Source organism: Rathayibacter sp. VKM Ac-2927, from assembly GCF_022815525.1.
Lineage (GTDB): Bacteria > Actinomycetota > Actinomycetes > Actinomycetales > Microbacteriaceae > Rathayibacter > Rathayibacter festucae.
The window spans coordinates 90271-101978 of the sequence record NZ_JALGRT010000001.1; the positions used below are offsets into that span (position 1 = coordinate 90271).

An 11708-nucleotide genomic window follows, 5' to 3' on the forward strand; every position below is an offset into this window, starting at 1 on the left:
TGTTCTGCGGGCGGTCCTCGCTAGAGGTCGAGTCCGTAGGTGCGCGTGGGCTCGATCCCGGGCGGGTTCTCGCGCTCGGGGAGCCGGACGAAGCCCATGCTCTCGTAGAGGGCGTGCGCGGCGAGCATGTCGGTGCCGCTGTTCATGACCACGCGCTGGAGTCCCCGCTCCACGGCGAGCATCACCACGAACTCGGTGAGCAGGCGGCCCAGCCCGCGACCGCGCGCCTCCGGAGCGACCGCGAGCAGCCGCCAGTCGAGCTCGCCCGGACGGCCGAGGGAGTACAGGGTGGCGCCGGGAGCCGCGGTGGTGACGGTCGCGAGGATCGCGCCGTGCTCCTCCGCGACCCAGACCTCGCCCTCGCGGTCGTGCCGGGCGACGTCGGCGACGTCCGCCGCGTACTCCTCCCCCAGCTCGTAGTCGTGGGCGTACGCGGCGAGGCGCAGTCGGGAGACCTCGGCGTACTCCTCCGGGCGCACCCGGCGGACCAGGACGTCGTCGGCGCTCATGCGCTCGCCGCCGCGATCGGGGCCGGCAGGGCGCGCAGCCCGTGCTCGAGGTCGGCGGGGTCGGCGGCGAGGCAGACGCGGATCCAGCCCTCACCGGTGCGCCCGAAGGCACTGCCCGGCGCGACGGCGACGAGGGTCTCGAGCAGGAAGGCCTCGGCCCAGGAGGCGACGTCGCCGTCGCTCGCGTGCGAGACGTCGATCCAGAGGTAGAAGGCGCCCTCCGGCTCGCGGAACCGGATGCCGCGCTCGTCGAGCAGCGCCGTCGCGAGCCGCAGATTGGCGAGGTAGTGCGCGGAGGCGTCGGCGACCGCGTCCTGCGGCCCGGTCAGCGCCGCGAGGGCCGCGCGCTGGTCGGGCGTCGCGACGCAGCTGATCGACGCCTCCTGGACGGTGACCATCGTCGAGGTCAGGCCGGGCGGGGTGACCAGGTAGCCGACCCGGACGCCGGTCATCGCGTAGGTCTTCGAGAGCGAGAAGACGCTGAAGACGCGGTCGTCGTCGTGGCCGGCCTCCTGCGCGAGCGCGGCGAGGCTCACGTGCGGGCGACCGTAGGTGAAGCACTCGTAGACCTCGTCGCTGATGATCCAGAGGTCGTGGCGGCGGGCGAAGTCCAGCAGGCGCTCGAGCATCGGTCGCGGCAGGACGATGCCGAGCGGGTTCGACGGGCTGTTCACGATGATCGCGCGGGTGCGGTCGGTGACGATCCGCTCGAGCTCGTCGAGGTCGGGGAGGAAGCCGTTCTCGGCGCGCAGCGTGTAGGGCAGCGGCACGGCGCCGATCATCCGCGCGTTCATCGTGAAGGTGGTGTAGCCGGGGTCGGGCAGGAGCACCTCGTCGCCCGGGCCGAGCGTCAGCGTCATCGCCTGGTAGAGCGCCTGCGTGGCGCCGACCGTGACCCAGACCTGCTCGACGTCGGCGCGGAACCCGTTGTCGCGGGCGAGCTTGGCGACGATCGCGCGCCGGAGCTCCATCAGACCGCCGTTCGGGCCGTAGCCGGTGTCGTCCGCGGCCCAGGCGGCGCGGGCCGCCTCGATGATGTGCGGTGCGACGGCGACGTCGGGCTCCCCCACGGCGAGCAGCGTCACGCCGTCCAGGCGGAGGGCGATCTCGAACAGCCGGCGGATGCCCGAGGGCGGAACGGCGGGGATGTGATCGGCGAGTCGGGGCATCGCTGGTCAGGCTACTGGCGGGCTCCCGCCGCGAGATGCCACTTGCGTACGCCTCGCGCGGCGTGTCGCGTACGCAAGTGGCATCTCGCGGGACGGGACGTGGGCGGCGGGCGCGGCGCGGTTGAAGGGTGGCGGCGGGTGCGCTAAAGTTCCTTGTTGGCTTGCGCTCCACCATTGGCGTGTGTGGAGTGATTCAGAAGCCGGCGACCTCCAGTCGCACCGGGATGGCGTTTCCACGCCACCGGAAGGGGCACTCCGTCGAGTAGCCGGCTGCACACACATCCGAGAAGAAGGTAATAGACGTGGCAAACATCAAGTCGCAGATCAAGCGCAACCTCACCAACAAGAAGGCGAACGAGCGCAACAAGGCCGTCAAGAGCGAGCTGAAGACCGCGGTCCGCGCGGTGCACTCCGCCATCGCCGCCGGCGACACCGAGAAGGCCGCCACCGCGCTCGCCTTCGCCGCCAAGAAGCTCGACAAGGCCTCGAGCAAGGGCGTCATCCACAAGAACCAGGCCGCGAACCGCAAGTCGGCCATCGCGAAGCAGGTCGCCGCGCTCTGAGCCTCTGGGCTCACGGCAACGACGAAGGGTCCGGCCTCTGGCCGGGCCCTTCGTCGTTGCCGCTCGCCGTCGACGGACTCCTCGTTCCTCGTCGTCCGTCGCGCGGTCGGCTTCCCGAGGGGTCGCGCTGAGTGGAGCGGGTCGCGTTCCGGCTACGACGATTCGCTGGCACGCGAATCGCCTGTTCGCCTGCGAGGCCGCGGCTTGGGCCCACCGGCGCCGGCTCGCCAGGACATCACGCAGCACGAGCCCGCACGACCACATGCTGGTCGATCAGCCTGGAGGCGACCACATGCTGGTCGATCAGCCTGGAGGCGACCACATGCTGGTCGAGTAGCCCCGCAGGGGCGTATCGAGACCCACCCACCGCAAGGACGTCCGGTAGCGTCGCCGTGACGGACGGCTCCCGCGAAGAGCTGCCCGGCGCGCGATCGGGGGATCATGACCAGCACGGAGACGGCGAAGCCGCTGAGCCAGGACAGGGCGATCCTCCTCGGACTGCTCGGGATGGTCGTCGTGCCGACCGCGATCGTGGTCGGCACGAACTCCTGGACGGAGCCGGAAGCCGCGGACTGGGTCAGGATGGCCCTCGGGTCGGTGATCGCCGCGCTCGTCTCGGTCGTCGCGGCCTGGTGGCTCGCCTTCGACCGCCGTCGCGCGCACGCTCCCGGCCGCACCTGGTTCTGGGGCGTCGCCTGCGTCTTCACGCTCGTCGCCGTCTCGACGATCTCCTCCGCCGCGGATCGACTCACCCGGCTGATCGAGGCGGGCTGACGGTGGCTGCACCGCTCGACGCCACGACCTCTCCCTCCCGACCGCGGACCTCCGAGAGCCGGGCGCGGATCGGCTTCTGGACCGTGGCCTGCCTCGGCGTCCCCGCAGCGCTCTTCTCCTGGTGCTGGTTCGGCTTCGCGATGGCCGAGGCGCAGTCGGAGCAGGGCAAGGCCCTCGCCGCGGGGACGACGATGGCGGGCTTCGGGGAGGCCGTCGGAGGAGTACCGGTCGCCGTCGCGCACGTCGTCGGGCTGATCCTGCTCCTCGTCCTCGCGCACAGGGCCTACCCGGGATCGGCGCTCGTGTTCGCCGGGGCTGCGGTGATCGTCGCGTCGGTGATCGGGCTCGGCGGCGCGCAGCTGCTCTTCGGCGGAGCCGTCTTCCACTTCGACCCGGAGAACCGGCAGGCCTCCGTGCCCTGAGACCGGGGGTCTTGACGGGTCGGATCTCGATACGCCCGCTCCGCGGGCTACTCGATCACCATGGTTCTGCGCGGCGGGCCCGGTAGATGCGTGCTGGTCAGAGGAGCCCCCCGGGTGGCGGGTCGGGCGCTTGCATGCTGCTCGAGGAGCTCTGCCCGGCATGCCACTCCACACCCGCACGCTCTCCGAGGAACTCGGCCTGGCGGGCCCGGCACGTGCATGCTGGTCGAGTAGCCCCGCAGTGGCGTATCGAGACCCACCGCCACCGGCAGGAGAAGCGCCGGTCGTCAGACCCCGCGCGCCGAGATGACCGACACCATGCGCTCGAGCGCGAACACCGGATCGCGGGTCGCACCCTTGACGTTCGCGTCCGCCTCCGCGACGGTCAGGATCGCCATCCCCAGGCCGTCGCCGGTCCAGCCCGCCAGATCGCGGCGCGCGCGGTCCACCTGCCACGGCGCGAGGCCCAGCCGCGAGGCGATCTGACCGGAGCCCTCGCGGGACCCGGCGACCTTCGCCATCGTGCGCAGCTTGCTCGCGAACGCCGCGACGATCGGCACCGGGTCCGCACCCGACGCGAGCGCGTGCCGGAGCCCCAGCAGCGCCTCCCCGTGCCGGCCGGCGATCGCGGCATCGGCGACCGTGAACGCGGTGGTCTCGACGCGACCGCCGTAGTACTTCGCGACCGTCGCCTCGGTGATGTCTCCGGTCACGTCGGAGACGAGCTGCTGGCAGGCCGAGGCGAGCTCGTCCAGGTCGTCGGAGAACGCCGACACCAGCGCCCGCACCGCACCGGTCGTCGCCGTGCGCCCCGCGGTGCGGAACTCCGCGATCGCGAAGTCGACCTTGTCGCTCTCCCGCTTGAGCTCCGCGCAGACGATCTCGATGCCGCCACCGGTGCCCGAGCGGATCGCGTCGAGCAGCTTCTTGCCGCGGTTGCCGCCCCCGTGCCGGAGCACGACGGTCGCGCCGTCCGCGGGCTGGGCGAGGTACTCGATCATCTCGACGAGGAACGCGTCGGAGCACTTCTCGACGTTGGAGACGCGCAGCAGCCGAGGCTCGTCGAACAGTGACGGGCTCGCCAGCGTCAGCAGCTCCCCCGGCGCGTAGCCGCCCGCGTCGATGTCGTTGACCTCGAGACTCGGGTCCTCGGCGCGGAGGAAGTCGCGGAGGAACCGCAGTGCCCGGTCGGCGAGGAACTGCTCGGGACCGGTGATCAGCACGATCGGAGCGGGTCGCGTCTGGTTCCACGCGAGCTGCGGGATCGCCGCCTTCGAGGGTGCCGCCTTGCCGCGCGCCGGGGCTCTGCCTGCCATGCCGTCGTCCTTCCGTGACCCTCGATTCTACGAGTCCGGAGACACCCGCTGGAGGAGCGAGGAGAGGTCGCGCCGTCAGGACGGACCGCCCCGTCGCTGCCTCTCCAGGTACTTCCGTCGGTACCTGCGGGAATCGGAGAACGCGCCGATCCCTGTTCCGATCAGCGCGACCGCGGAGACGACGATCCACCACGGCGGCTGGTGAGGCACCGCGGCCAGGAACAGGAGGAGTGCCACGTGGGCGAACATGACCAGAGAGATCGAGACGCCGGGTTGATCCTTCCGGAGTTCGGTTCGTTCCTTCCGAATCACGCCGACTCCTTCTCCTCGTCACGCCACGTCGATCCCGTATCCAAGCAGTCGGCGACGTCCGCGACCGATCCGCGGCGCCAGGCTGTCCACTCCGTCGCAAGACACCCGCGGATCGGGTTCCGGCAGCACCGTCCTCCCCGGCGACTGGCGACCCTCGGCCGAGCGCAGGCGTGATTCCACCTCCCTGCTCGTTTAGAGCGGCCACCGGGGCGGCGGCGCCGCTCGTCCAGACGACGACCCCCTCGGGTCGCGAGGAGAGCAGCACCGTCCCCTCGAGGTCCGTCCGCAGGGCGCGGGTGCCGCGCTCGGCCAGCAGCGCGAGCAGCGACGGCGTCGGGTGGCCGTAGGTGTTGTCGGCGCCGACCGAGACGAGCCCGGTGCGGGCGCCGAGTGCGTCGTAGAGGGCGGGCGACTGGTCGGCGGAGCCGTGGTGCGCCACCTTCACGACGTCGACGCGGCCGGGATCCAGACGCGCGAGCCGCCCCTGCTCCTCGGCGCCGAGGTCGCCGAGCATGGCCAGGGACAGCGGCCCGCCGATCGCGTCCGCCGGGATGTCGATCCGCAGCGTCACGCTCGCCTCGTTGCCGCGGAGGGTGGTCCCCCGCTCCGGCCAGACGACCCGCCAGCGCAGCGAGCCGACCGAGCCGCTGTCGCCGCGCGCCGCCTCCTGCACCGCTGCCCCGCCGGACACGAGGTCGGCGCGATCGCGGGTGTCGCCCTCGTCCGCCACCGGGCCGACGAGCGCCTCGTCGACGCGACCGACGACGGCCGCCAGGCCGCCGACGTGGTCGAGGTCGTAGTGGGTGAGCAGCAGCAGCGCGAGGCGGTCGATGCCGAGCAGGTCGAGGCACGCGTCGAGCCGCTCCGGCAGCGGTCCGGTGTCGACGAGGACCACCCCGGCGTCGCCGCGGACCAGCACCGCGTCGCCCTGCCCGATGTCGCACATCGCCACCCGCCAGTCCGACGGGACGGCTCCGGAGCGCAGCAGCGGCGTCGCCACGCTCGACGCTCCCCCGACGACCAGCGCCCCGGCGAGCACGGTCGCCGCGACCTGTCGCGCCCGCGTGAGGCGACGCGAACGGGTGACGAGCAGCAGGGCGAGCACGGTCAGGACCGTGAGCGCCAGCATCCCGCCGAGTCCGGGCAGCCAGGCGATCCGCGGAGACGGCCAGGTGGCGACGGCGCGCGCGATCGAGGCGATCCACCAGGCAGGTACGGCCGCGAGACGGATCGCGACGTCGGCGCCGCCCGGCCACCACGGCGCCAGGAGGCAGCCGATCAGCCCGAGTCCGGTGGCCACCGGCGCCGCCGGCTCGGCGAGCAGGTTCGCCAGCACCCCGTAGACCGGGATCGACGGGTCGATCAGCAGGACCGCGGGCTGGCAGGCCAGCTGGGCCGCCAGCGGGACCGCGACCACCAACGCGAGCGGACGCGGCAGCACGTCGCCCAGCCGGTCCGCGATCGGCTCCGCCGCGAGCAGCAGCCCGCCCGTCGCCAGCACGGACAGCACGAAGCCGAGCCGCCCCGCGATCGCGGGATCGACGAGCATCAGCAGGACGACACTCGCCAGCAGTGCCGGGACCGCCGCTCCGGAGCGCCGCCCCAACCGCGCGAGCAGCACGACGATCGCCATCACCGCCGCACGGACGACGCTCGGCTCCGGAGTGACCAGCACGACGAAGGCGGCGAGGACCGTCAGAGCCGAGACGGTGCGGAGCCGACGGCCGGCGCCGAGCAGCGCGGCGACGAGCCAGCCGGCCGCGACCACGACCGCGCAGTTCGCTCCGGACACCGCGGTGAGGTGGGTGAGCGAGGCGGTCCGCATGTCGTCCTCCAGATCGGACGACAGGGCGGAGGTGTCCCCGGTCGCGAGCCCGGGCAGCAGGCCGGCCACGTCTCCCCCGAGCACCGCGGTCCGCGCCAGGAAGCCCGAGCGCAGGACCTCCGCGACCGCCGCCACCCCCACGGGCGGACGCCGCTCGAGCACGGCGCTCGCCGTCAGGAGCGTGCTCTCGCCGACGACGCCCGGCTCCTCGGCCCGAGCCCGCAGCACCACCTCGGAGCCGACCGGCAGCCGCCCTCCGGGCTCGGCGAGGAACACCCGCACCGGCGCCGACATCGGCTGATCCTCCAGCTGCAGCGCGGTGCCGTCGAACCACACCCCACCGGTGACGAGCGGTCTCGCGGACGTCTCGACGCGGACGAGCACGGCCTCAGCCGCTCGGGACTCCGCGGCCGCCCGCAGCTCCGGCGGATGCCGCTCGGGAGTCGTGACGACGACGGAGGTGACGGCCAGCGCCGCTCCCCCCAACGCGACCGCGATCCCAGCCAGGACGACGGCCGCGCGGCGCCGACGGAGCACGCCGAGAGCCAGAACGGCGACGAGGCACACGGACCACGCGACCGTGCAGAGCAGCACCCCGCCGCCGAGGACGGCGGTGACCGGCAGCAGCCCGGTCGCCGCGGCCGCCGCCCAGGCCGAGAGTGCGAGCGGCAGCAGCCGCAGGTCCTGGGCCCGGATCACGGTGCCACCTGCTCGCGGAAGGCCTCGAGCGTCTTCTCGCCGACGCCGGGCACCTCCAGCAGCTGGTCGACCGAGGTGAACGGCCCGTGCTCCTCGCGGTAGGCGACGATCTTCGCCGCCGTCGCGGGCCCGATCTCGGGCAGCTCCTCGAGCTGCGCGGCCGTGGCCGTGCTCAAGCGGACGATCCCGCCCGCGGCGGCAGCACCTCCGGCGGCCGGAGCCGTGCCGCCCGGTGCGACCGCCGCACCCCGCTCCGGGACGAGGATCTGCTCACCGTCCACGAGCCGGCGCGCGAGGTTCACGGCGGCCCGCTCGGCCGGCTCCGTGAAACCACCCGCCGCCGCGAGCGCATCGGCCACCCGCGCACCGGGATCGAGCAGATACAGGCCGGGCGCGGCGACCGCTCCGGCGACGTGCACGTAGAGCACCTCACCGGGGCTGCTGCTCGCCGCGGGCGTCGCGTTCCCTTCCGTGGAGGAGGGCGCTCCGGACGGACCCGCCGCAGCAGTGACACCACCGGCCGGCGCGAGCACCTCCGTCCGGCCGCTCGCCCGCGTCCCTGCGAGGAGCACCGCGACGACCGCCGCCGCGATCACCAGCACCATCGCCGCGCCGACCCCGATCCGCCAGCGCGACCGCGCTCGCCGCGGACGGCGCAGCAGCCCCGCGGGATCGTCGGTCTGGCTCGTCTGCTGCATCCGACGACGCTAGAGCGGCCCGGTTCGGGCGATCAGCGACGCCTGCGGATCAGTGGACGAAGCTCGAGATCCCGTCCTGTGGAGGACGCCCGCCCCGACCGCTCAGAGCAGTCGCAGCCGCCCGACGATCTTGTCCACGCGGTTCCTCGGCCCGATCAGACCGACCGCCAGGTACTCGACGAGCTCGGGCCCGGTCGCCCCGAGCACCTCGCGGTACTCGTCGTACACCCGGGTTTCCTGCGCGGCAGCGGGCATGTCGGCGACGAACGTCTCCTCGTGCGCCTCCGCCTTCGCCCGGATCGTCCGCAGCGTCGCCGCGTCGGCCGCGAGCACGGTGCAGCCCGCCCACGGCAGCCCCGGGTGCTCGGAGCCCGTGGCGTCCTGCGAGGCGGGGCCGAGCAGCCCGGGCACCTGAGCGCCGGTCGCGGCCGCGACGCAGACGGCCGCGTTCACCGCACGCCCGATCGGGAGCGCCTCGTCGACCACGACCACCCACTTCAGACGGGCGGAGCGGGTCGGCGCCGCGGTGTCGATCTCGTCCTCGGCGTAGCCGACAGGTGCAGTGCTCATTGTCGTCCCTCTCTGGTCGGTCCTCCCGACCGGCCGCGCCCACGATAGGCGGATGCGCGAGCGTCCCGCAGGCTGTCCGTATGAACGACCAGCAGAACCGCGATGGAGTGGTCCTCGACGCGCTCGACATCGCCATCCTCCGCCTCCTCCAGTCGGATGCGCGGATGTCCAACCGCGACGTCGCCACCGCGGTCGGCGTCTCCCCCACCACCTCGCTCGACCGCATGCGGCGGCTGCGCACCCGCGGCGTCATCCGCGGCACGACCCTCGACGTCGACCTCGCCGCGATCGGCCGCGGCGTCCAGGCGCTGATCGCCGTGCGCATCCGGCCGCCGTCCCGCGAGGTGATCGAATCGTTCCGCGACTGGGTCAGCGGCCTCGAGCAGACCCTCGGCGTCTTCGTCACCGCCGGCAACGAGGACTTCATCATCCACGTCGCCGTCCGCGACAACGACGACCTCTACGCCTTCGTCATCGACCGCCTCACCGAGCGCCGCGAGGTCGCCGACGTCCGCACCTCGGTCGTCTACCAGCACATCCGCAACGGCGCGGTGCCGCCCGCCTGAGTCGACGCGTCGGCGCAACCCTCCGCTGCCACGCGACCATGACACCGCTGGTCGGCGCTGCCGCACATGGTGAGAGTCAATGCCCTCCCAATCGGGACGAGGCCGCGGAGCGTATCCTGCTCGAGTCTGCCGACGACAAGCTCTGGAGACGGACCCGGTCACGTACTTGCTCGACCTCAGCTCGTGGACACAGTCGGTACGACGATCTGCCGCGGCACTCGCACCTCGAGGTTCCACCGTCCATCGCGCTCACCCACCTCGATCTCGCCGCCCACGATGCGCACGCGCTCGGCCATGCGCACCGTGCCATAGCCACCGGGCGGGAGCCGGTGCCGATCGCTCTCATCAAGATCGTTCATCATGCGCAGACCGACGTAGTCGCGCTCGCTGACGAAGATCAGTTCCGCGCGACCGGGACTCGCGTGCTTCAGAGTATTGGTGCCCGCCTCCCGCACGATCCGCGCAAGCGCGGTCGTGACCAGTCTCGGGAGGTTCTCTGACGTCAGATCGGCTCCGCTCAGTGCAACCACCCAGCCCGCTGCGGTGAGGTCGCCGAGGGCATCCGAGACAGCGGAGCCGAGGTCACCGATCGCGACGCTCGCATCAGTCTGCAGGACGTCCATCTGCCCGAGCAGCCAGCGAAGGTCAGTGAGTGCCTTGAGGGCCGCGGCCGCGATCGCTTCCCGCGACCGCCGTTGGTCCTCGATTCCCGGCGCACGTTCGAGCACTCTCGCGTGCAACGCGATGATTGTGAGGTCGTGCGCGAGCACATCGTGCAGCTCGTCGGCGATCCGCCGGCGTTCGGCATGAACCACCGCCTCCTCCTGTTCCTCGCGCTCGACGAGTTGGCGAACGGCGCGCTTCTCGGAGGTGACCGCCCAGCGTTGAAGCGCACCCACACCGAGAGCGACCCCGGCGATCATGATGATCATGATCGTGCCTCCGAGCCCTGGCTCGTGCCGCGTGACAGCGGCCACGAGCAGCAGGAGAACGTAGATCGCGACGTACCGCGTCACGAGCGCCCGCGTGCCGCAGCGGGCGACGAGTCCGACCGCGAGAGCTCCGCTCAGCAGTGCCTCCGACGCCATTGCGAGCGGGAACGAGACCGCAACGGCTGCAAGCATGATCACCGAACCGACCCGTGGCGTGTGGAGGAAGAATCCGAACGAAGCAATGAGCGCTGTCTCGAAGACATCGCTACTGAAGTCCGGCCCGGTTGAGGGCAGCAGCACATCCACGACCAGCCCGATCCCGAGCAAGGCGCCGAGCACTCCGCGCTCGATCCTCGACAGGGGAGAGCTGCCGACGAACAGCTCACCAACTTCGGATGTGGCCGCCCACTTCACAGATGTCTTCATCTCTCGTCCGACCCTTACGCGTATGGTGTGTCGGAACGTTACACCCTGCAGATACGCAGCAGCCTGCACAACTCGGTGAGCGGCCCTGCCAGCAGTTTCATTCGAGTCTCCATGTCGCCCACCTCTCCCGCGTCGAACGATCGACCGCAGGAGGGATTGTGCGCGCCGCTCCTCGCTTGACGACACCGCCGTATGTCCGGAATCACACCGCCCGTCCGACTGGTCTCCCCGCCCTGCCGAGCGACGGTGCCTAAGCTGACTGGATGAGGAAGATTCGTGTTCTGATCGCCGACGACGAGGCTCTCGTCCGTCGCGCGATCTCCGTGTTCGTCCAGGGCGAGGCGGGGATGACGGTCGTCGGCGTCGCTGCCGACGGAGTGGAGGCGGTGCATCTGACGTCGGAGATCCATCCGGACGTGGTACTCATGGACCTGCAGATGCCGCGTCTGAGCGGTGTCGACGCGATCCACCGCATCACTGCAGAGCAGCCGCGCGTCCGGGCGATCGCTCTGACGACGTTCGGCACCATAGAGCCGGTGCTGGCCGCTCTGAACGCTGGAGCGTCGGGATACCTGCTCAAGGACACCGATCCGGAGGACATCCTCTCGGCGATCCGCGAGATCCACGCGGGCGGCGGCGTCCTGTCACCGCGAGTGACCGAGCGGCTGCTCGCCTCGATCCGAGATGGAGCAGCAGTTGGCGGCGCAGCGATGATCACGCTGCCCGAATTGAGCGACCGGGAGAGCGAGGTGCTCGCCGAGCTCGCCCTCGGTCGCTCGAATATCGAGATCGCCGCGGCTCTGCACCTGTCCCCCGGCACGATCAAGGGCTACCTCAGCTCGATCATGGCGAAGTGGGGTGCGCGTGACCGCGTGCAAGTGCTCGTTCTGGCTGCGCGCGCCGGGCTGATCACCTTCGCTGTATGAC

General features: G+C 71.8%; 13 protein-coding genes and 1 pseudogene. 6 read left to right on the forward strand and 8 right to left on the reverse strand.

From position 1 onward, the window contains the following. Window positions 1–20: 20 nt before the first annotated feature. Together MT353_RS00455 and MT353_RS00460 are read right to left on the reverse strand one after the other, a co-directional pair. Window positions 21–509: a GNAT family N-acetyltransferase gene (locus MT353_RS00455; RefSeq protein ID WP_123732102.1), complete on the reverse strand. Its 489-nt coding sequence runs from the start codon at window positions 507–509 to the stop codon at window positions 21–23. Beyond that, on the reverse strand, window positions 506–1678 hold the full coding sequence (locus MT353_RS00460) for a pyridoxal phosphate-dependent aminotransferase (protein WP_243623306.1): 1173 nt from the start codon (window positions 1676–1678) through the stop codon (window positions 506–508). Before MT353_RS00460 ends, MT353_RS00455 begins: the two co-directional genes overlap by 4 nt. A gap of 302 nt (window positions 1679–1980) precedes the next feature. Between MT353_RS00460 and rpsT the strand changes: the two genes are divergently transcribed. From rpsT to MT353_RS00475, 3 genes are all read left to right on the forward strand, one after another. Then, window positions 1981–2241: a 30S ribosomal protein S20 gene (rpsT, locus tag MT353_RS00465; protein WP_123445612.1), complete on the forward strand. Its 261-nt coding sequence runs from the start codon at window positions 1981–1983 to the stop codon at window positions 2239–2241. A 441-nt stretch (window positions 2242–2682) separates the two neighbouring features. Continuing rightward, window positions 2683–3015, forward strand: a complete 333-nt coding sequence (locus tag MT353_RS00470; protein WP_243599046.1) for a hypothetical protein — start codon at window positions 2683–2685, stop codon at window positions 3013–3015. Window positions 3016–3017: 2 nt separating this feature from the next. Beyond that, a complete protein-coding gene (locus MT353_RS00475) occupies window positions 3018–3437 on the forward strand; it encodes a hypothetical protein (RefSeq protein ID WP_243623307.1) in 420 nt (139 codons plus the stop codon). 287 nt (window positions 3438–3724) lie between these two features. On the opposite strand, the gene holA is transcribed toward MT353_RS00475, so the two are convergent. The 3 genes and pseudogenes from holA to MT353_RS22105 all read right to left on the reverse strand — a co-directional run. Continuing rightward, the gene (gene holA, locus MT353_RS00480; RefSeq protein ID WP_243623308.1) at window positions 3725–4753 is read right to left on the reverse strand and encodes a DNA polymerase III subunit delta; all 1029 of its coding nucleotides are present in this window, start codon (window positions 4751–4753) and stop codon (window positions 3725–3727) included. Window positions 4754–4828: 75 nt separating this feature from the next. Then, window positions 4829–5065, reverse strand: coding sequence for a hypothetical protein (locus MT353_RS00485; RefSeq protein WP_243623309.1), 237 nt, complete (start codon window positions 5063–5065; stop codon window positions 4829–4831). 706 nt (window positions 5066–5771) lie between these two features. After that, window positions 5772–6890 (reverse strand): annotated as a pseudogene (locus MT353_RS22105) (ComEC/Rec2 family competence protein); the annotation flags it as partial. Here MT353_RS22105 and MT353_RS00495 point away from each other — a divergent pair. Next, window positions 6889–7191, forward strand: coding sequence for a hypothetical protein (locus tag MT353_RS00495; RefSeq protein ID WP_243623311.1), 303 nt, complete (start codon window positions 6889–6891; stop codon window positions 7189–7191). The pseudogene MT353_RS22105 and the gene MT353_RS00495 sit on opposite strands and share 2 nt — an antisense overlap. 394 nt (window positions 7192–7585) lie before the next feature. On the opposite strand, the gene MT353_RS00500 is transcribed toward MT353_RS00495, so the two are convergent. Further along, window positions 7586–8287: a ComEA family DNA-binding protein gene (locus MT353_RS00500; RefSeq protein WP_243599044.1), complete on the reverse strand. Its 702-nt coding sequence runs from the start codon at window positions 8285–8287 to the stop codon at window positions 7586–7588. Window positions 8288–8389: 102 nt separating this feature from the next. Then, window positions 8390–8857 (reverse strand): DUF2000 domain-containing protein, encoded by a 468-nt coding sequence (locus MT353_RS00505; protein WP_243623312.1) that lies wholly within the window; start codon window positions 8855–8857, stop codon window positions 8390–8392. 80 nt (window positions 8858–8937) lie between these two features. On the opposite strand from MT353_RS00505, the gene MT353_RS00510 reads away from it, so the two are divergent. Further along, window positions 8938–9423 carry an Lrp/AsnC family transcriptional regulator gene (locus MT353_RS00510; protein ID WP_243623313.1) on the forward strand — a complete coding sequence of 162 codons (486 nt, stop codon included), beginning with the start codon at window positions 8938–8940 and terminating at the stop codon, window positions 9421–9423. 176 nt (window positions 9424–9599) lie between these two features. On the opposite strand, the gene MT353_RS00515 is transcribed toward MT353_RS00510, so the two are convergent. Then, window positions 9600–10781, reverse strand: coding sequence for a sensor histidine kinase (locus tag MT353_RS00515; protein ID WP_243623314.1), 1182 nt, complete (start codon window positions 10779–10781; stop codon window positions 9600–9602). 263 nt (window positions 10782–11044) lie between these two features. Between MT353_RS00515 and MT353_RS00520 the strand changes: the two genes are divergently transcribed. Then, a complete protein-coding gene (locus MT353_RS00520; RefSeq protein WP_279400453.1) occupies window positions 11045–11707 on the forward strand; it encodes a response regulator transcription factor in 663 nt (220 codons plus the stop codon). Window position 11708: the final 1 nt, after the last annotated feature.